The organism is Pseudomonas sp. NPDC088444 (genome assembly GCF_044900175.1).
Taxonomy (GTDB): domain Bacteria; phylum Pseudomonadota; class Gammaproteobacteria; order Pseudomonadales; family Pseudomonadaceae; genus Aquipseudomonas.
This window is the reverse complement of sequence record NZ_JBJDNK010000001.1, coordinates 859,382-877,841: the sequence shown is the minus strand read 5'-3', so window position 1 is coordinate 877,841 and position 18,460 is coordinate 859,382. Positions and strand designations below refer to the sequence as shown.

General features: G+C 60.2%; 16 protein-coding genes and 2 tRNA genes. 10 read left to right on the top strand and 8 right to left on the bottom strand.

The genetic code is table 11. From position 1 onward, the window contains the following. Positions 1-69: 69 nt before the first annotated feature. The gene (locus tag ACI2KB_RS04135) at positions 70-1,302 is read left to right on the top strand and encodes a winged helix-turn-helix domain-containing protein (RefSeq protein ID WP_404631622.1); all 1,233 of its coding nucleotides are present in this window, start codon (positions 70-72) and stop codon (positions 1,300-1,302) included. 98 nt (positions 1,303-1,400) lie between these two features. Here the strand turns inward: ACI2KB_RS04135 and ACI2KB_RS04130 are convergent, their stop codons facing one another. After that, a complete protein-coding gene (locus ACI2KB_RS04130; protein ID WP_404631620.1) occupies positions 1,401-2,747 on the bottom strand; it encodes a class II 3-deoxy-7-phosphoheptulonate synthase in 1,347 nt (448 codons plus the stop codon). 164 nt (positions 2,748-2,911) lie between these two features. On the opposite strand from ACI2KB_RS04130, the gene ACI2KB_RS04125 reads away from it, so the two are divergent. Next, on the top strand, positions 2,912-3,667 hold the full coding sequence (locus tag ACI2KB_RS04125; protein ID WP_404631618.1) for a spermidine synthase: 756 nt from the start codon (positions 2,912-2,914) through the stop codon (positions 3,665-3,667). A 6-nt stretch (positions 3,668-3,673) separates the two neighbouring features. On the opposite strand, the gene ACI2KB_RS04120 is transcribed toward ACI2KB_RS04125, so the two are convergent. Beyond that, the gene (locus ACI2KB_RS04120; RefSeq protein ID WP_404631616.1) at positions 3,674-4,465 is read right to left on the bottom strand and encodes a crotonase/enoyl-CoA hydratase family protein; all 792 of its coding nucleotides are present in this window, start codon (positions 4,463-4,465) and stop codon (positions 3,674-3,676) included. 415 nt (positions 4,466-4,880) lie between these two features. On the opposite strand from ACI2KB_RS04120, the gene ACI2KB_RS04115 reads away from it, so the two are divergent. Continuing rightward, positions 4,881-6,548, top strand: a complete 1,668-nt coding sequence (locus ACI2KB_RS04115) for a DEAD/DEAH box helicase (protein WP_404631614.1) — start codon at positions 4,881-4,883, stop codon at positions 6,546-6,548. A gap of 87 nt (positions 6,549-6,635) precedes the next feature. Here the strand turns inward: ACI2KB_RS04115 and ACI2KB_RS04110 are convergent, their stop codons facing one another. After that, a complete protein-coding gene (locus ACI2KB_RS04110; protein ID WP_404631612.1) occupies positions 6,636-7,403 on the bottom strand; it encodes a DODA-type extradiol aromatic ring-opening family dioxygenase in 768 nt (255 codons plus the stop codon). 105 nt (positions 7,404-7,508) lie between these two features. Between ACI2KB_RS04110 and ACI2KB_RS04105 the strand changes: the two genes are divergently transcribed. Next, positions 7,509-8,165 (top strand): thiopurine S-methyltransferase, encoded by a 657-nt coding sequence (locus tag ACI2KB_RS04105; RefSeq protein ID WP_404631610.1) that lies wholly within the window; start codon positions 7,509-7,511, stop codon positions 8,163-8,165. Positions 8,166-8,264: 99 nt separating this feature from the next. On the opposite strand, the gene htpX is transcribed toward ACI2KB_RS04105, so the two are convergent. Together htpX and ACI2KB_RS04095 are read right to left on the bottom strand one after the other, a co-directional pair. Then, on the bottom strand, positions 8,265-9,152 hold the full coding sequence (gene htpX, locus ACI2KB_RS04100) for a protease HtpX (RefSeq protein WP_404631608.1): 888 nt from the start codon (positions 9,150-9,152) through the stop codon (positions 8,265-8,267). A 282-nt stretch (positions 9,153-9,434) separates the two neighbouring features. After that, on the bottom strand, positions 9,435-10,646 hold the full coding sequence (locus tag ACI2KB_RS04095) for a pyridoxal phosphate-dependent aminotransferase (protein WP_404631606.1): 1,212 nt from the start codon (positions 10,644-10,646) through the stop codon (positions 9,435-9,437). A gap of 191 nt (positions 10,647-10,837) precedes the next feature. Between ACI2KB_RS04095 and msrB the strand changes: the two genes are divergently transcribed. Both msrB and ACI2KB_RS04085 read left to right on the top strand, forming a co-directional pair. Then, positions 10,838-11,236, top strand: coding sequence for a peptide-methionine (R)-S-oxide reductase MsrB (msrB, locus tag ACI2KB_RS04090; protein ID WP_404631604.1), 399 nt, complete (start codon positions 10,838-10,840; stop codon positions 11,234-11,236). Positions 11,237-11,322: 86 nt separating this feature from the next. After that, positions 11,323-11,808: a glutathione peroxidase gene (locus tag ACI2KB_RS04085; protein ID WP_404631602.1), complete on the top strand. Its 486-nt coding sequence runs from the start codon at positions 11,323-11,325 to the stop codon at positions 11,806-11,808. Positions 11,809-11,898: 90 nt separating this feature from the next. Here the strand turns inward: ACI2KB_RS04085 and ACI2KB_RS04080 are convergent, their stop codons facing one another. After that, positions 11,899-14,220 carry an ATP-binding protein gene (locus ACI2KB_RS04080; protein WP_404631600.1) on the bottom strand — a complete coding sequence of 774 codons (2,322 nt, stop codon included), beginning with the start codon at positions 14,218-14,220 and terminating at the stop codon, positions 11,899-11,901. A 102-nt stretch (positions 14,221-14,322) separates the two neighbouring features. Between ACI2KB_RS04080 and ACI2KB_RS04075 the strand changes: the two genes are divergently transcribed. Both ACI2KB_RS04075 and ACI2KB_RS04070 read left to right on the top strand, forming a co-directional pair. Beyond that, the gene (locus ACI2KB_RS04075; RefSeq protein ID WP_404631598.1) at positions 14,323-15,216 is read left to right on the top strand and encodes an ATP-binding protein; all 894 of its coding nucleotides are present in this window, start codon (positions 14,323-14,325) and stop codon (positions 15,214-15,216) included. Next, complete coding sequence (locus ACI2KB_RS04070) at positions 15,213-15,695, top strand: GAF domain-containing protein (RefSeq protein ID WP_404631596.1); 483 nt, start codon at positions 15,213-15,215, stop codon at positions 15,693-15,695. Before ACI2KB_RS04075 ends, ACI2KB_RS04070 begins: the two co-directional genes overlap by 4 nt. 174 nt (positions 15,696-15,869) lie before the next feature. Here ACI2KB_RS04070 and ACI2KB_RS04065 read toward each other — a convergent pair whose 3' ends face one another. Together ACI2KB_RS04065 and rdgC are read right to left on the bottom strand one after the other, a co-directional pair. Then, positions 15,870-16,832 carry a bile acid:sodium symporter family protein gene (locus tag ACI2KB_RS04065; protein WP_404631594.1) on the bottom strand — a complete coding sequence of 321 codons (963 nt, stop codon included), beginning with the start codon at positions 16,830-16,832 and terminating at the stop codon, positions 15,870-15,872. Positions 16,833-16,977: 145 nt separating this feature from the next. Beyond that, on the bottom strand, positions 16,978-17,898 hold the full coding sequence (rdgC, locus tag ACI2KB_RS04060) for a recombination-associated protein RdgC (protein ID WP_404631592.1): 921 nt from the start codon (positions 17,896-17,898) through the stop codon (positions 16,978-16,980). Positions 17,899-18,058: 160 nt separating this feature from the next. Here rdgC and ACI2KB_RS04055 point away from each other — a divergent pair. Next, positions 18,059-18,134, top strand: a tRNA-Val gene (locus ACI2KB_RS04055). Between the two features lie 20 nt (positions 18,135-18,154). After that, positions 18,155-18,231, top strand: a tRNA-Asp gene (locus tag ACI2KB_RS04050). Positions 18,232-18,460 lie beyond the last annotated feature (229 nt).

Genomic DNA, 18,460 nt, shown 5'->3' with positions numbered 1-18,460 from the left:
GCGCACGGCCTACTGCTACACAGACGCGGCGCAGTCAGGTAGTTTTGTGGACCGACCAGGAGGTCTCGCATGCCCGCAGAACTGCCGACGCAACAGCAACTGTCCATCAAGCAAGCGCGCCGTGTGGCGCTGGCGGCCCAAGGTTTCAGTGGCCGCCAACCTACCGCGACGATTACGTCTCGCCACGTTACCCAGTTGATCGAACGCCTTGGTGTGGTGCAGATCGATTCGGTCAACGCTTTGGTGCGGTCGCACTACCTGCCGCTGTTTTCGCGCTTGGGCAACTACCCGCAGAAGCTGCTGGACCAGGCCGCCTGGAGTCAGGGGCGGCAGCGCAAACTCTTCGAATATTGGGGCCACGAAGCGTCGTTGCTGCCGGTGGCGCTGTACCCGCTGATGCGCTGGCGCATGAAGCGTGCTGCTCAAGGCGAAGGCATCTACCAACAAATGGCCAAGTTCGGTCGGGAACGGCAATCCACCATTGCAAACGTGCTGCAAGCGGTGCGCGATCAGGGGGCGTTGGGGGCAGGGAGCCTCAACACCCGCCAGGAGCGCGCGGGCCCGTGGTGGGACTGGAGCGATGAAAAGCACGCGCTGGAATGGCTATTCGCCGCGGGCGAAGTGACGGTCGCTGGGCGGCGTGGCTTTGAGCGGCTGTATGACCTTCCGGAGCGGGTGCTGCCGTCTGCGATCATCGATCACCCCGAACTGAGCGAAGCCGAGGCCCAGCGCGGCTTGTTGCTGCGTGCCGTCGGTGCGCTGGGTGTTGCCGTCGAGAAAGATATTCGCGATTACTTCCGTCTGGACCCGGTCCCGGCCAAAACCGGGATCGCCGAGTTACTGGAAGAGGGCGCTATTGAGCGGGTTCAGGTGCAAGGCTGGAAACAGCCCGCTTATGTGCTGCCGGAACTCAAGATCCCGCGAAAAATGGCGGCCAGTGCGCTGCTTTCACCCTTTGATTCCCTGATCTGGGAACGGGCACGCACCGAGCGTTTGTTCGATTTTCATTATCGACTGGAGATTTACACCCCTGCCCACAAGCGAGTGTATGGCTACTACGTACTGCCTTTTTTGCATCACGAACGGATCGCGGCGCGTGTTGACCTGCGTGCCGAGCGAGCGGCGGGACGGCTGGCCGTGCATGCCGTTCATGAGGAGGAGCCGGGGCTGGACGACGAAGGGATGCAGGCGTTGGCGCAGCACCTCAGAACTCTGGCCGATTGGCTGGGGTTGCCGGAGGTGTTGATCAACTGCCAGCGGGCCAGTGGTGCCCGGTTGCGGGCTCAAATGCATTCTCTGTAGGAGTGACCTTGCTCGCGATGGCGGTGCTTCAATCATAAAAATGAACCTGATACACCGCTATCGCGAGCAAGCTCACTCCTACAGAGGGCTGCGCAGACTTATCGACGCACCTGCTTCAACGTTTCGGCAATCAAAAATGCCAGTTCCAGCGACTGATCAGCGTTCATCCGTGGATCACAATGCGTGTGGTAACGGTCCGATAAACCATCTTCAGTAATTGGACGTGCGCCGCCGATGCATTCGGTGACGTTCTGCCCGGTCATTTCGATGTGGATGCCACCGGCATACGTGCCTTCGGCCTGATGCACCTGGAAGAACTGCTTTACCTCGCCCAGAATCTGCGCGAAGTCACGGGTCTTGTAGCCGCTGCTGGCTTTGATCGTGTTGCCGTGCATGGGGTCGGAACTCCACAGCACTTTCTTGCCTTCACGCTCCACGGCGCGAATCAGCCCTGGCAAATGGTCGCCAACCTTGTTCGCGCCCATGCGGGCGATCAGGTTCAGGCGGCCGGGGTCATTGTCCGGGTTGAGAATGTCAATCAGGCGGATCAGGTCATCGGTGTTCATGCTTGGGCCGACTTTCACGCCAATCGGGTTCTTCACCCCGCGCAGAAATTCCACGTGGGCGCCGTCCAGTTGGCGGGTGCGGTCGCCAATCCACAGCATGTGCGCCGAGCAGTCATAGAAGTCGTTGGTCAAGCTGTCGCGACGCACGAAGGCTTCTTCGTAATTCAGCAGCAAGGCTTCGTGGGCCGTGAAGAAACTGGTTTCGCGCAACTGCGGTGAGGTGTCCATACCGCAGGCGCGCATGAAGGCCAAGGTCTCGTCGATGCGGTCGGCGAGCTGGCTGTACTTGTCCGACAGCGCCGAGCCTGCGATGAAGTCCAGATTCCACTGGTGCACCTGATGCAAATCAGCGAAACCACCCTGCGCGAAGGCACGCAGCAGGTTCAGGGTGGCGGTGGACTGGTGATAGGCCTGTAACAAGCGATCCGGATCGGGCACGCGGCTCTTCTCGTCGAAACCGATGCCGTTGACGATATCGCCACGGTAGGCGGGCAATGTCACACCATCCACGGTTTCGTCGTTGGCTGAGCGCGGCTTGGCGAACTGACCGGCCATACGCCCGACCTTGACCACCGGGCACCCGGCCGCGAAGGTCATGACGATCGCCATCTGCAGCAGCACTTTAAAGGTGTCGCGGATTTTCGCGGCGGAGAACTCGAAGAAGCTTTCGGCGCAGTCGCCCCCTTGCAGCAGGAACGCGCGCCCCTCTGTCACCTCGGCAAACTGTCGGCGCAGTTCGCGGGCTTCTCCGGCGAACACCAGCGGCGGGTAGCTGGCCAGCGTCTGCTCCACGCGCAGCACGTGCTCGGCATCGGGGTACTGGGGTTGTTGCTGGATTGGCAAGGTCCGCCAGCTATCGGGGCTCCACGGGTGGCTCATCTTCTTCTCGAAATCAAAGCAAGGGGACGGCCATGGTAGCAGCCGCCCCGATAATTTGCGTGACCTGCGGGGGGCGCATGGCTGACAATCCGCGCTTTCCACACACTGGGTGCCTGGCTGCCAGCGCTCGCAGGGTGTCCATCACTTGTTGCAAGAGAGCCGTAATGACCGAGCAGCGTGTAGAGCGCGTACTGGCCGAAGTTCACGACGACTTCGGCATGATTCGCGTGCTGGAAGTGGAGGACTATCGCTTTCTGGAGTTCGGCGATGCCATCGAGCAGAGCTGCACCTTCACCTCTGACCCAAGCTGGCTGGAGTACGACTACACCCGCGCGATGCTGATCGGCGCGTTGTGCCATGACGCGCCGGAAAGTGCGTTGTTCATGGGGTTGGGCGCGGGAACACTGACCCAGGCGTGCTTGCGCTTTTTGCCACTGGAGGACGTCGAAGCCATCGAGCTGCGCCCGGATGTACCGCGTCTGGCCATGGAATACATGGGCCTGACCGATGACCCCCGTCTTTATATAAGAGTGGGGGACGCCCTTGAGCTGTTGCCCTCGGCTGAAACCGCCGACCTGATCTTCGTCGACCTGTACACCGACACCGGCCCTGCGGCGGGTCATCTGGCATGGGGTTTTCTGGAGAAATGCCAGCAACACCTCAATCCCGGTGGCTGGCTGATCATCAACCAGTGGGCCTCTGATGACGGCAAGCCTTTGGGTGCGGCGCTATTGCGCGGGCTTTACCACCGGCATTACTGGGAGCTGCCGGTCAAGGAAGGCAACGTGATCCTTATCGTGCCGTCCGATCTGGACCAGACGCTGGACATCGGCGCGCTGACTGCCCGCGCCGAAGCCCTTGCCCCGCAGCTCGGCTATTCGATGCTGCCGCTGATCAAGACCCTGCGTGCAGCGACCTGAAAACGCTCAATGGCCGGTGAACTGGCCCGGCCTGCGTTCGATCAAGGCGCGCAGGCCTTCTTTGGCGTCTTCACTGGACATCACCTCCCGAATTTGCGGCAACAGTTGTCTGGCCGCTTGTTCCTCGCCCTCTCGCACCGCCAGACGCGCTGACGCCAAGGTGGCCCGAACGCCCAGTGGCGCACGTTCGGCAATGCGACCGGCCAACTGCAACGCACGAGCCAGCAAATCCTCCTGCACCAGGACCTCTTGCACCAGTCCCATGCTCAGTGCTTCGTGAGCGTCGAACTCATCGCCGGTCAATAGCCAGCGCATCGCGTTTCCCCATCCGGCGATCTGATGCATGCGCAGCGTTGCGCCGCCAAACGCGAACAGACCGCACTGGACTTCAATCTGCGAAAAGCGCGCATTGCTCGCGCACAGATTGATGTCGGCGGCCAGCATCAACTCAATTCCCAGTGTCAGGCAGTAGCCTTGGGCGGCGACGATGACCGGTTTGCTGACCCGCGGGCCTGCGAAAACGCCCCACGGGTCGTAACCGCCATCCGGCAATTGCCAACCGTTGACCAGCGTAGGGCCGGTCTCCGCCAGATCCAGCCCGCCAGTAAAATGCTCGCCGTGAGCGAACACCACGGCGACCCGCGCCTGTTCACAGCGTTCGAATTCGCCGTAGGCCAGACTCAGTTCATTGAGCATGTGCATGTCGAAGGCGTTGCGTTTGGCCACGCGGTCCAGCCCGATGAGCATGATGGCGCCGCGCTGTTCCCGGGTGACGTGGCCTTTGATCGAAGAGGTCATGTCCAGAATCCTGCTGCTGAGTAGGAGAGGAGGGTGGGCTGCCTGACTGATGAGGTGAAACGTTTAAGCCCCCGCCGCCAGTAATACCGGGCCTTGAAAAAATAGACACTGGCACAGGTTTGCGCAAAGCCTGTGACCGTTGGCCGCAAGGACTTGGTTGTGTGAAAAAAATGCTCCTTTTTTTTGGCAATTCCGGTATAGTGCGCGCCGGTCTTTCATAGGGCCGTCGTCATGGCGTGTGTTTGCGAGGCACTCTCCGCAAGCCGGTTCCCCCACGAACTATCCTTGACGATCCATTCATCAATACGTTTTCGCAAATCCCCGCCGACAAAGCAGCCAGGGTGACCTTCGGGTCTTACACGGCACGCGCAGCTTTGAAGCATGGGTCTTTGCGGATGCACTCAGAGGCAGACCCATGACCCAGGAAACCGGCGGCTTCGCCGCTCTTGACCTTAATCCGAATATTGTTGCTGCCGTCATCGCGACCGGCTACGAAGAGCCGTCGGCGATTCAGCAACAATCGATCCCGATCATCCTCGCCGGTCACGACATGATCGGTCAGGCGCAGACAGGTACCGGTAAAACCGCAGCCTTCGCACTGCCTATCCTGAACCGCATCGACCCAAGCAAACGCGAGCCGCAAGCGCTGATCCTCGCGCCGACCCGCGAACTGGCCCTGCAAGTGGCCACCGCTTTCGAAACCTATGCCAAGCAGATGCCAAGCGTAAATGTCGTGGCCGTCTACGGCGGTGCGCCGATGGGCCCACAACTGAAAGCCATCCGCAATGGCGCGCAAATCGTTGTCGCCACGCCGGGCCGCCTGTGCGACCACCTGCGTCGCGACGAAAAAGTCCTCGCCACCGTGAACCATCTGGTGCTGGACGAAGCTGACGAAATGCTCAAGCTGGGCTTCATGGATGACCTGGAAGTCATCTTCAACGCCATGCCTGAAAGCCGTCAGACCGTACTGTTCTCGGCCACGCTGCCGCAGTCGATCCGTGCGATCGCCGAGCGTCACCTGAAAGACCCGAAACACGTCAAGATCCAGAGCAAGACCCAGACCGTCACCGCGATCGAGCAGGCTCACCTGCTGGTTCATGCTGACCAGAAGACCTCGGCTGTCCTGAGCCTGCTGGAAGTCGAAGATTTCGACGCCCTGATCATGTTCGTACGCACCAAGCAGGCCACTCTGGACCTGGCCAGCGCTCTGGAAGCCAAAGGCTACAAGGCCGCTGCGCTGAACGGCGACATCGCCCAGAACCAGCGTGAGCGCGTGATCGACTCGCTGAAAGACGGCCGTCTGGACATCGTCGTCGCCACCGACGTCGCGGCCCGTGGTCTGGACGTTCCGCGCATCACTCACGTGTTCAACGTCGACATGCCGTACGATCCGGAGTCGTACGTTCACCGTATCGGCCGTACCGGCCGCGCCGGTCGCGAAGGCCGTGCGCTGCTGTTGGTCACGCCACGTGAGCGCCGCATGCTGCAAGTGATCGAGCGTGTGACCGGTCAGCGGGTAGCTGAGGTTCGCCTGCCCGATTCGCAAGCTGTTCTGGATGCCCGCATCAAGAAACTGACCAACAGCCTCGCGCCGCTGGTTGCCGACGCCGAAGCCAGCCATGGTGACCTGCTCGACCGTCTGACTGCTGACATCGGCTGCAGCCCGCGTGCCCTGGCCGCTGCGCTGCTGCGCAAGGCGACCAACGGTCAAGCGCTGAACCTGGCGGCCATCGAGAAAGAGCGTCCACTGGTGCCGAACAGTGCGCCACGTGGTGATCGTCCGTCGGGCGACCGTCCTGATCGTGGCGACCGCGAGCGTCGCGCGCCGATGCCGCTGGCTGAAGGCCGTGCCCGTTGCCGTACTGCGCTGGGCGCGCGTGACGGTATCGCCGCGAAGAACCTGCTGGGCGCCATCCTCAATGAAGGTGGCCTGGCTCGCGAAGCCATCGGTCGCATCCAGGTGCGCGACAGTTTCAGTCTGGTCGAGCTGCCAGAGGAAGGTCTGGAGCGTCTGCTGGCCAAGCTGAAAGACACCCGCGTTGCGGGCAAACAGCTGAAGCTGCGTCGCTACCGCGAAGACTGATTGGCGTTGAGCTGATCGTCTGAACAAAAAAATCCCCGGCTGGTCCGGGGATTTTTTTGCGTCGCAGAATGCGTATATGCAGGAGCGTTACCCAAACCGGTAAATATCCATCCCCAACGCGCCCATGGTGAAGCCTTGGTGCGCGATGCTGAACTCACCGCCCGCACCCCGCGCGAAATACAGCGGCAGCAGATGCTCGTCGGTCGGATGATTGCGCACGGCATTCGGAGCCTGCCGACGATAATCGTGCAAGGCCACTTCATCGTTGGCCGCCAGTTTCTCCACCATCCAGTCACGAAACACCAGCGCCCAAGGCTCGACGCTTTCTGGCCCTGCGTGCCAATCCAGCTCGCGCAAATTATGGGTGATGCTGCCTGAGCCGATCACCAGCACTTCTTCTTCACGCAACGGGCTCAATGCCTCGCCGACGCGGGTCTGTAATTCAGGCCCCATGCGCGACGGCAATGACACCTGCACGATTGGCACGTCCGCTTTCGGGTACATCAGCGACAGCGGCACCCAGACCCCATGGTCGAACGGGCGGCGGGAATCCATGTGCGCCGGGAGGCCGGCCGCAGCCAGCAGCTCCATGACCCGGTGTGTCGTGGCCAACTGCCCGGATGCCGGGTATTGCACGGCGAAGAGCTCCGCGGGGAAGCCGCCGAAGTCGTGCCAGGTTTCCGGTTGCGGATTGCCATTGACCCGCAAATCGTTGCTTTCCCAGTGCGCTGACACGATCACCACCGCCTTGGGCCGTGGCAGTTCAGCGGCCAGACGCGCCAGTGCCGGGCCACTTTCACCGGGTTCCAGAGCGAGCATGGGGGAGCCATGAGAAATGAACAGGCTGGGGAACATGTCGAACGTCCTGAGCGTATAAGATAGTGGCCATGATCAGGCAGATCATTGATCTAAATCTAATATAAGTTTTAGTGCCGTTTGATCGAAATATCAGGAGCATTTATGGAGCCGCAGTTTTGGCATGAGCGCTGGGCGATCAATCAGATAGGTTTCAATCAATCGGAGGTGAATCCGTATCTTGTGAAGCTCTGGCCAGAGCTGACGGTTCAGTCGGGTGAGCGTGTTTTCGTGCCTCTCTGCGGGAAGACGATCGACATCCACTGGCTTCTGGATCAAGGCCATTACGTCGTCGGCGCCGAGTTGTCCGAAACCGCCGTCGCTGCGTGGTTCAGCGAAGCGGGTTTGACTCCCAGGGTCGAGGAGCACGCAGATTTCAAACTGTACCGCTACGGAGCGTGTGAGATCTGGTGCGGCGATTTCTTTGCGCTCAAACCGGAAAACATCGGCGAATGCACAGCGTTTTACGACCGCGCCGCGATGATCGCGCTGCCCGCAAGCATGCGCTGGCAGTACGTTCAACAGTTGAATCGACTCATGGGAGAGGATTCCTGCGGCCTGCTGATCACATTGGATTACGACCAATCTCGGATCGACGGGCCTCCCTTCGCTGTGGATGGCGACGAGGTGCAGCAACTGCTGTCGCCAGAGTGGCGAGTGAAGCAGGTGGGAGAGTGGGACGTGCTGGAAAAGAGCGCCAAGTTCAAGCAGGCGGGAGTGACGCAGTTGATGGAATACGCCTACCGGATGTTTCGCCGATAGTAACTGTTTGTCTCTGTAGCCGTCCGGAGTTGGAGCGGTTTATCTTGGCAAAAGAAAAGGGCGACCCGAAGTCGCCCTTTCTCATTACAGCACTGCGAATCAACCGCGACGGCGCAAGGCCTCGATACGGTCTTCCAGCGGCGGGTGGCTCATGAACAGGCCTGCGAGGCCGTGTTTAAGGCCGCCATTGATGCCGAAAGCGGTCAGGCTATCAGGCATTTGCACCGGAACACCCTGTTCCGAACGCAGGCGCTGCAACGCGCTGATCATCGCGCCAGTACCGGCCAGGCGAGCACCGGCGTCGTCGGCGCGGTATTCGCGTTTGCGCGAGAACCACATGACGATGGCGCTGGCCAGGAAGCCCAGCACGATTTCGGCGAAGATGGTCGCGATATAGAACGCCATGCCCCGGCCTTCTTCGTTCTTGAAGATCACCTTGTCAACGAAGTTGCCGATGATGCGCGCGAAGAACATCACGAAGGTGTTCACCACGCCCTGAACCAACGCCAGCGTCACCATGTCGCCGTTGGCCACGTGGCCGATTTCGTGGGCCAGTACCGCTTTCACCTCTTCAGGCGAGAAGCGCTCCAGCAGCCCCTGGCTTACGGCGACCAGTGCGTCGTTCTTGTTCCACCCGGTGGCGAAGGCGTTCGCTTCGTAGGCCGGGAAAATCCCGACTTCCGGCATTTTGATGCCCGCCTCGCGGGACAGTTGTTCCACGGTTTGCAGCAGCCATTGTTCGTGGCGGGTGCGGGGTTGGGTGATGATCTCGGTTCCGGTGCTCATCTTGGCCATCCACTTGGAGATGAACAGCGAGAACAGCGAACCGGCGAAACCAAACACGGCGCAGAAGATCAGCAGCTGATTGAGGTTCAGATCAACCCCGTTGGCCGCCATGAAACCATTGAAGCCAAAAAGGCTCAGGGTGATGCTGGCAATCAGCACGACCGCAAGGTTAGTGGCCAAAAACAGCAAGATGCGCATCATGATCTGGAATTTCTCCTCGTGAAGAATGTGTAACGCGTTGCGGGTATATAAGGTGATGTCGGAGGCTATTCAACCGGGCGACTATTTCAAACTGTGTCTTTTTGCGTCGCCAAGGCAATTATGGACCATGGACGAGAGGGCGGGGGTAGAGCGTTCAAGTAATACTGATCGTTCCCACGCTCTGCGTGGTAACGCCGCACAGGACGCTCCGCGTCCCCTGCAGGGTGGCGCGGAGCGTCACGGGATGCGTGCCCATGCAGAGCGTGGGCACGATCAGCAGCACTACTGCTTGTAGGTTTTCAGGAAATTGCCGATCCGGCCAATCGCCGCTTCCAGATCATCCACGCGTGGCAAGGTCACCACGCGGAAGTGGTCCGGCCAAGGCCAGTTGAACGCGGTGCCCTGAACGATCAGCAGTTTCTCGGACAGCAGCAGATCCAGCGCGAACTTCTCGTCGTTGTGGATCGGACAGACTTTCGGGTCGATCCGCGGGAAGGCATACAGCGCGCCCATCGGCTTGACGCAGCTCACGCCGGGAATGTCATTGAGCAGTTCCCACGTGCGGTTGCGCTGTTCCAGCAAGCGGCCTGGCGGAAGGATCAGATCGTTGATGCTCTGATAGCCACCCAGCGCGGTCTGAATCGCGTGCTGGCTCGGCACGTTGGCGCAAAGGCGCATGTTGGCCAGGATATCGATGCCTTCGATGTAGCTCTGGGCGTTGTGTTTCGGGCCGGAGATGGCAATCCAGCCGGAGCGGAAACCCGCTACGCGATAGGATTTCGACAGCCCGTTGAAGGTCAGGCACAGCAGGTCCGGCGCCAGCGAAGCGGTGCAGATGTGCACGGCATCGTCGTACAGGATCTTGTCGTAGATCTCGTCGGAGAACACCACCAGGTTGTGCTGACGAGCGATCTCCAGCATGCCCAGCAGCACTTCTTTCGAATACACGGCGCCGGTCGGGTTGTTCGGGTTGATGATGACCATGGCCTTGGTGTTCGGCGTGATCTTGGCCTTGATATCGTCCAGATCCGGCCACCAGTTGGCCTGCTCGTCGCACAGGTAATGCACCGGGTTGCCGCCGGACAGCGCAACGGCAGCAGTCCACAGCGGGTAGTCCGGCGCAGGCACCAGCACTTCGTCACCGTTGTTCAGCAGCGCCTGCATCGACATTACGATCAGCTCGGACACGCCGTTGCCCAGGTAGATGTCCTCGATGCCGACACCTTCGACCTGCTTCTGCTGGTAGTACTGCATCACTGCTTTGCGGGCGCTGAACAGGCCTTTGGAGTCGCTGTAGCCCTGCGCGGTCGGCAGGTTGCGGATCACGTCCTGCAGGATCTCGTCAGGTGCCTCGAAACCAAACGGTGCCGGGTTGCCGATGTTCAGCTTGAGGATGCGATGGCCTTCCTCTTCCAGACGTTTGGCGTGCTTGAGCACGGGCCCGCGAATGTCGTAGCAGACGTTGGCGAGCTTGTTCGATTTGCTGAACTGCATGGTGATTGATCCCAAAGAGAACGATTTGCCGTAAGCAACGAAGGCGAATCTATGAGCACGACGCCATCAAAATGAATTTGTATGCCTTCAAGGCCGGTGACAGACTGGCGTCCGACGAAGGCGCAATCATACGTGCCGCCCGATCCGTGGAAAAGACACAGTTCGGGCTTTTTGAGTTTGGAGGTGTACCCGTGGACAAGCTGGAAAAAACCCTCGAAGAGTGGAAGCAGATGCTCGACCCAGAGCAGTATCAGGTCTGCCGTCTGAAGGCCACCGAACGGCCCTTCACGGGCAAATACAACATGACTAAAACGCCGGGCGTCTACCACTGCGTGTGCTGCGGCGATGCTCTGTTCGACTCTACCACCAAGTTCGATTCCGGCTGCGGCTGGCCCAGCTTTTACGCGCCGATCGAAGGCAGTGCGGTGGTGGAAGTGCGTGATGTCAGCCACGGCATGATTCGCACCGAAGTGGTGTGCGCCAAGTGCGATGCTCACCTGGGTCATGTATTCCCGGACGGCCCGCCACCGACCGGCCTGCGTTACTGCATCAATTCGGTCTGCCTGGACCTGGTGCCCCGCGACGCTTGATGCTGTGATATCACGCTGAGTAATTCGATGGCGCGCCAATCACTGGCGCGCTAGTTTGGCGGTTTGATTCTTTTCGAGGCCTCGCCATGAGCGACAATTTGCTGAACATCCCGGTGCAGACGATCAAGGGCGAGCAGAAAACCCTCGCGGACTATGCGGGCAAGGCCGTTTTGGTGGTGAACACGGCGAGCAAATGCGGGTTCACACCACAATATAAAGGCCTCGAAGAGCTATGGCAGCGTTACAAGGATCAAGGCCTGGTCGTTTTGGGCTTCCCCTGCAATCAGTTTGGCAAGCAGGAACCGGGCAATGAAGGTGCGATCTCCGAATTCTGCGAGTTGAACTACGGGGTGAGTTTTCCGTTGTTCAAGAAGATCGATGTGAACGGCAGCAACGCTCACCCGTTGTTCGTTCAGCTTAAAAAGCAGGCGCCAGGTCTGTTGGGGTCAGAGCGCATCAAGTGGAATTTCACCAAATTCCTGGTCGGCAAGGACGGCAAACTGGTCAAACGCTATGCGCCGTTGACCAAGCCGGAAGAGCTGACCTCGGATATTGAGGCGTTGCTTAAATAATTGAATCGCTGTCGGGTGCTTGATTCTGGCCGGAGGCCGTAGGGGCAAGCCCCATTCCTACGCCTTGCGGGCAGAATCAAACAACTGCGCTCAGTTCGTCTGCACCACCGGAATCCACTGATCCAGCACGGTGATCAACTCTTCCCGATGAAACGGCTTGGCCAGATAGTCGTTCATGCCCGCTGTCCTGCAGTGTTCGCGTTCTTCGGGCATGGCGTTGGCCGTCAGGGCGATGATCGGTAAATCAGGCCATTTCCCGCTTTGGCGAATCAGCCGGGTGGCTTCATAACCGTTCATCACCGGCATGTTGCAGTCCATCAGCACCAGATCGAAACGTCCGCGCTCAAGCTGCTGCAAGACCTCCCCGCCGTGGCTGCTGACCACCACTTCACACCCCAGCTTGCTGAGCATGCCCTTGGCCACCAACTGGTTCACCGGGTTGTCCTCCACCAACAGAATCCGCGCGCGATGGGGCGCGACCAATGGGCTGCCGGGCAAATCGTCAGGCATCAGCGCATCTGTTTTCAAACTTCGGGACAACGCTTGATGCAGCACGGCGCGCGAGAGTGGGCGCGCCTGTTGTTGCAACGGCGCCAAGGCCTCGACCTGGCTGGCTGGCATGAAATTGCCATACGCCGTCACCAGCAGAATGGGAATTCGGGTGGCCGGGCGAATCCCGACAAGGCACTCAAGGCAGTCCGTGATCAGCAGGTCGGGCTGGGTGTCGGGGTGTAAATCCGGGGTCGAGAAATGGCGATACTCGATGCCCCATTCAGGCAACAACCTGCTCAGTAATTCCGTCAGGCCGCTGTTGAGCGGGCTGACCACCACCACGCGGCCTTTCAATCTTGGCCATGGGGTTGCGGGGGTGTGGGCGGGGAGGGGCAAATCGGCATAGAAACGGCTGCCCACGCCGGGCGTGGATTCAATGTTCAACTGGCTGCCCATGGCTTCGCACAGGTTGTGGGTCAGCGTGAGGCCCAGCCCGGTGCCGCCATACTGGCGTGTGATCGCCGCTTCCGCCTGGGTGAAGGGCTGGAAAATCCTGGCCTGAGCATCCTTGGCGATGCCGATCCCGGTGTCGCAGACTTCGATGCGCACCCTGTCACCTTGCTGGCTCAACCGCAGGTCGACGCGTCCTGTTCGTGTGAATTTCAGCGCATTGGAGAGCAGGTTGCTGACGATCTGCCTGACCCGCGTCGGGTCGCCCAGCACCAAGGCCGGAAACGCCGGGTCGATCAGGCAGGCCAGCTCCACCGTCGCGGCGGCGTTCTGCGACAACAAGGTGGCGGTGTCTTCGATCAAAGTGGCCAGATCGAAGGGGATACGTTCCAGCTCCAATTGTCCGGCGTCGAATTTCGACAGGTCGAGGATGTCGTTGAGCAGTTCCACCAGCACCTTGCCCGAGTCGTGAGCAATCGACAGTTGCTGGCGCTGTTCGGCACTCAACGGCCCGTCCAGCGAGAGCGCGAGCATGCCCAGCAGCCCGTTGAGCGGCGTACGAATTTCATGGCTCATGTGCGCCAGAAACGCCGAGCGGGCGTGGGCCATGTCCAGCGCGGTGCTGCGGGCGATCTGCAATTCTTCGTTGGACTGACTGAGCCGAGCGTTGCTGGCCTTGAGTTCCTGGGTGCGGGCCGATACCACGTTTTCCAGCTCGTTGAGGTGCTCGGTCAGGCGGTTTTCGGCATCCCGTCGACGGCCAAATTCGGACGCGACATTTTCGAACTGTTGGTTGGCGACCTGCACCAGCACGCCGATTTCGTCGCGCTCATGGCCGGGCGGGCAGGGCAGCGGGGCTTGCTCGGGGCTGCTTGAGTCGCGACTGGACAGGGCGCGGATGACACCGGTCAGCGGCTTGGTCAGTGTCAGGTAAAACAACCCCATGAGGATGCCCGCGAACACCAGGCTGCGGGCGAAGCCGTTGAGCAGGGTGATTTCCGCCCGCTGAAGAAAGTGGCTGCCGAACGCGAAGGTGTCGACCTCCAGTTGCAGCGTGCCGATGGTCTCGTTGGGCATGTGATCCAGATGCAGCGCATCCTCGAACTGACGACTCTTGCCGAACAGGAAGTCGCTGAACATGCGGTAGGGGCTTTCCGTCAGCGGGCGTGACACCGAGGCCAGCAGGACGTCGTTATTGTCGATCAGGCGTGCGCTGACCACGGCGGGTGAGTGCAGCAGGCCCGAAATCAGTTCCTGCGCAAGTTCGGCATCAATGTTGTAGGCGATGCGCGAGGCCGGATTATGGCTGATTTGCAGCAGAGAGCGAATTTCACGATCGATGGAGGCGTCTTCGCTGGCATAATCGATCGCAATCTGCGCCAGGCTGAACAGGGTTCCCAGCAGGAATCCGATCAGCACGGTCAAACGGGCCTGTTTGAACGACAGTCGGTGAGTGATCGGTATATCCATAAGGGCACTTGATCCCAGGGGCACTTGCACTTCGTGTGTCCGTTGCGGGCCAAGCATAGCTGATCGCAGACCGGCTTTAACCAGTTAAATCAAGGAGACAACGTGGATTCTCGGTTGAACGCATTTCTGGAACGTGCCGAGTCGGTTCTGGCGCGGCTTGAGCCTTTGTTGCCCGCCGTGCGCGAGCCGGTAGACTGGAACACCTCGCTGGCCGCCCGCTGGGTGCGCGAGGGCCGTACCGGTTATCTTCTGCCCCTGGACGTGACGCTGGACATGCGTCTGTCGGACCTGATCGGCGTCGATCAGCAGCGCGCGCAACTGGGGCGCAACACTCAGCAGTTCATCGATGGCCTGCCTGCCAACCACGCGTTGCTGTGGGGGTCTCGCGGGACAGGTAAATCTTCGCTGGTTCGCGCTTTGCTGGCCGAGCATGCCAAGGCTGGGCTGCGCCTGATCGAGATCGAACGCGATCATCTGGGCGATCTGCCTCGCGTCGTTGAGCAATTGCAGAAGCTGCCGCAGCGTTTCGTGCTGTTCTGCGATGACCTGTCGTTCGAATCCGGTGAGGGGGATTATCGCGTCCTCAAGAGCGTGCTCGACGGTTCGCTGGAGCAGGCCCCGGATAACGTCTTGCTGTACGCCACGTCCAACCGTCGCCATCTGGTGCCGGAAAAGGAAAGTGACAACGCGCACTGGCAGCGCGGCGACGATGGCGAAATTCATCCGAGCGAGGCGGTCGAGGACAAGATTGCCTTGTCCGACCGCTTTGGCTTGTGGCTGTCCTTCTATCCATTCACGCAGGAGCATTACCTGGACGTGGTGGAGCACTGGATCGGCGAACTGGCGGGCAAGGCCGGGCTGCAATGGCAGCGTGACCACGAACTCGACATTCTGGCGGTGCGCTGGGCCACGGGCCGTGGCAACCGCAACGGCCGTTGTGCCTATCAGTTCGCCCGTTATTGGGTTGGTTTGAAAATGCTGGAGCAACATCCATGATCGATTTGAATGCCGCAGGGCAGGGCCTTGATGGCTACAACCTGCTGACCGCCCAACTGGAATCCCTGCTGGCGGACGAGCGCGACTTCATCGCCAACGCCGCGCAGTTTTCGGCGTTCCTGTATACCCAGTTGGAAGACCTCAACTGGGCGGGTTTCTACCTCAACCGCAACGAAGAACTGGTGCTTGGCCCGTTTCAGGGGCAGATTGCCTGCGTGCGCATTCCGTTCGGCAAAGGCGTCTGTGGCACCGCCGCGCAGACCCGCGAAACCCAGCGCGTGCTGGACGTGCATGAGTTTCCAGGGCACATCGCGTGTGACAGCGCATCGAACAGCGAGCTGGTCGTGCCGTTGATCAAGGACGGGCGCTTGATTGGCGTGCTGGACCTGGACAGCCCGAGTCTGGCGCGTTTCAGTGAGGTGGATCAGGCGGGGATCGAAGCCTTGGCGGCGATTTTTCTCAAGGCCACTGACTGCTGAGAGGGCGGGCAGTGCCTTGTCCGAGCCTGACGCAGATTCAACTGTGGATGCGAACTCATTCTGGGCGGCATCCCGACGATGCGATCCTACAGCCGATAGAGATCTGTCGAATGTACGGGCCAATCGTCGGAATGCCGCCGGAGCGAATTCGCTCCCATAGGCTGATGCGGGGTGTCAGCCTGCTACCGGTCTGTCTTCTGTCACCGCCGCCTCAGGCTCCATCTTCCTGAAATACGTCGACAGCAACGCCCCCGAAATGTTGTGCCACACGCTGAACAGCGCGCTGGGTACCGCTGCCAGTGGTGAGAAGTGCGAAGCGGCCAGTGCGGCGCCGAGGCCGGAGTTCTGCATACCGACTTCCAGCGACAGTGACTTGCGCTGTGGCAACGGCAGTTTGAACAGCTTGCCGGTGAAATAACCCAGCAGGAAACCAAAGCTGTTGTGCAGCACGACCACGGCCATGATCAGCAGACCCGATTCGGCGATCTTCGCCTGGCTGGCCGCCACCACTGCGCAGACGATCATCACGATGCTCACCACCGAAATCAGCGGCAGCACATCGACGGCGTAGCTCACTTTTTCGCCGAGTACGCGCTGGGCGACTACGCCGAGTACGATCGGCAGCATCACGAATTGCAGGATCGACCAGAACATTTCCATGAAGGACACCGGCAGCCACGCCGAGGCCAGCAGCCAGATCAGCGCCGGGGTCAGCAACGGGGCGAGGAGGGTGGTGACGGCGGCGATGGCTACCGACAGCGCCAGATCACCTTTGGCCAGCCAGGTCATGACGTTGGACGAGGTGCCGCTCGGGCAGCAGCCGACCAGAATCACGCCGACGGCGATTTCCGCAGGCAGGTGGAACACCTGGCACAGCAACCACGCCACCCCCGGCATGATCACGAAATGCGCAACCACACCCAGCGCTACACGCCATGGATGGCGCACGACCTCGGAGAAATCTTCCAGCTTCAGGGTCAGCCCCATGCCGAACATGACCAGTCCCAGCAGTGGGACGATCAGGGTTTTCAGGCTGATGAACCAGCTCGGAAACAGGAACGCCAGCACGGCGAACAGCAGCACCCAGTACGCGAAGGTGTTACCGACAAAACGACTCAATGCAGCCAGCGCACGCATGGCTTGCTCCTTTTATTGTTGGATGAACCGGGGTTTGAAACTGTGGGAGCCGGCTTGCTGGCGAAGGCGGTGTGTCATTCAGCCCCTAAGTGTCTGAAATGACGCCTTCGCCAGCAAGCCGGCTCCCACAAGGTTCGGTGGTGAATCAGATCCCCTGCGGAATCTCTTCACCGCCCAACGCTTCGAACAGCTCCGGCAGGAACTCGCCGAAGGTCAGCATCATCAGGGTGAAGCTGGCGTCCAGTTGGCCCAGCGCGTCGTCGCCGCCGTCCTGTTCGGCTTGATCTTGCAGCAGGTCTTCGAATTTCAGACGCTTGACGGTCAGCTTGTCGTCCAGCACGAACGACAGCTTGTCCTGCCAGGCCAAAGACAATTGAGTGACGACTTTGCCGGTACTCAGGTGCAGTTGGATTTCGTCGCTGGTCAGGTCCTGACGCTTGCACTTCACGATACCGCCGTCTTCGTGGGTGTCGCGCAGTTCGCACTCGTCGAGCACGAAGAAATTGGCTGCCGTTTCGCCGGACTTGACCCAGTCGGTCATGATCGCGGTCGGCGCGGTTTTTACCGTCACTGGACGCACTGGCAACGAGCCGACCACTTCACGCAGGGTCGACAACAGGTCTTCGGCGCGTTTCGGGCTGGAGGCGTTGACCAGAATCAGGCCCTGCTTCGGCGCGATGGCGGCGAAGGTCGACGACTTGCGAATGAACGCGCGAGGCAGGAACGCCTGGACGATTTCGTCCTTGAGCTGGTCGCGTTCCTTTTTATAGACCTTGCGCATCTGCTCGGTCTCGATCTCTTCGACTTTCTCTTTCAGCGCGTCATTGACCACGCTGCCCGGCAGGATGCGCTCTTCCTTGCGCGCCGAGACCAGCATGAAGTCGCCGCTGACGTGTACCAGTGGTGCGTCTTCACCTTTGCCGAATGGCGCGACAAAACCGTAAGTGGTCAACTCCTGGCTGGCACACGCGCGTGCAGGCTTGGTCGCCAATGCGGCTTCCAGCGCCTCGGCGTCAAATGGCAGGTCCTGGGTCAGGCGATACACGAGCAGGTTTTTGAACCACATGGGTTACATCTCTCCTTTATACAAAGGGGGGCATTATTCGCTGCCGCGACCCTTCGGCCAACCCTGATGTAAGCCTTTGGCGGGATTATAAAAATTATTTGAAAAAGTGCTTGCCAGAGGTGGGATCGCTCCGTAGAATGCGCGCCACACCGAGAGACAAGGGTGATTAGCTCAGCCGGGAGAGCATCTGCCTTACAAGCAGAGGGTCGGCGGTTCGATCCCGTCATCACCCACCACTCGTTGAAAGGTGTTACGCGCAGCGGTAGTTCAGTCGGTTAGAATACCGGCCTGTCACGCCGGGGGTCGCGGGTTCGAGTCCCGTCCGCTGCGCCATATTGAGTATCGAGGCCCTTGAACTCCTCGATACGACAGAGAAAGCGACCTTAGGGTCGCTTTTTTTGTGCCTGGGATTTGGTGGGTGGGAAGGAATACCTTGGGGAATAACCCTTTTGGGAGATTCTATGTTACCTGGTCAACCGCCTTCCCCTCCCGGTTGGCTCCCACAATGACCGAGTCGGCTCCATGCCTTTTGTTCGACGCCGAACCTGTGGGAGCCGGCTTG

What these genes read in the sequence shown, in the direction of transcription:
- ACI2KB_RS04110 (WP_404631612.1), bottom strand. Translation starts at nt 7,403, where the DNA reads ATGTTCCCCAGCCTGTTCATTTCTCATGGCTCCCCCATGCTCGCTCTG.
- ACI2KB_RS04065 (WP_404631594.1), bottom strand. Translation starts at nt 16,832, where the DNA reads ATGCGTGCGCTGGCTGCATTGAGTCGTTTTGTCGGTAACACCTTCGCG.
- ACI2KB_RS04120 (WP_404631616.1), bottom strand. Translation starts at nt 4,465, where the DNA reads ATGACCTCTTCGATCAAAGGCCACGTCACCCGGGAACAGCGCGGCGCC.
- rdgC (WP_404631592.1), bottom strand. Translation starts at nt 17,898, where the DNA reads ATGTGGTTCAAAAACCTGCTCGTGTATCGCCTGACCCAGGACCTGCCA.
- ACI2KB_RS04070 (WP_404631596.1), top strand. Translation starts at nt 15,213, where the DNA reads ATGATCGATTTGAATGCCGCAGGGCAGGGCCTTGATGGCTACAACCTG.
- ACI2KB_RS04135 (WP_404631622.1), top strand. Translation starts at nt 70, where the DNA reads ATGCCCGCAGAACTGCCGACGCAACAGCAACTGTCCATCAAGCAAGCG.
- htpX (WP_404631608.1), bottom strand. Translation starts at nt 9,152, where the DNA reads ATGATGCGCATCTTGCTGTTTTTGGCCACTAACCTTGCGGTCGTGCTG.
- ACI2KB_RS04115 (WP_404631614.1), top strand. Translation starts at nt 4,881, where the DNA reads ATGACCCAGGAAACCGGCGGCTTCGCCGCTCTTGACCTTAATCCGAAT.
- ACI2KB_RS04095 (WP_404631606.1), bottom strand. Translation starts at nt 10,646, where the DNA reads ATGCAGTTCAGCAAATCGAACAAGCTCGCCAACGTCTGCTACGACATT.
- ACI2KB_RS04130 (WP_404631620.1), bottom strand. Translation starts at nt 2,747, where the DNA reads ATGAGCCACCCGTGGAGCCCCGATAGCTGGCGGACCTTGCCAATCCAG.
- ACI2KB_RS04105 (WP_404631610.1), top strand. Translation starts at nt 7,509, where the DNA reads ATGGAGCCGCAGTTTTGGCATGAGCGCTGGGCGATCAATCAGATAGGT.
- ACI2KB_RS04125 (WP_404631618.1), top strand. Translation starts at nt 2,912, where the DNA reads ATGACCGAGCAGCGTGTAGAGCGCGTACTGGCCGAAGTTCACGACGAC.
- ACI2KB_RS04085 (WP_404631602.1), top strand. Translation starts at nt 11,323, where the DNA reads ATGAGCGACAATTTGCTGAACATCCCGGTGCAGACGATCAAGGGCGAG.
- ACI2KB_RS04080 (WP_404631600.1), bottom strand. Translation starts at nt 14,220, where the DNA reads ATGGATATACCGATCACTCACCGACTGTCGTTCAAACAGGCCCGTTTG.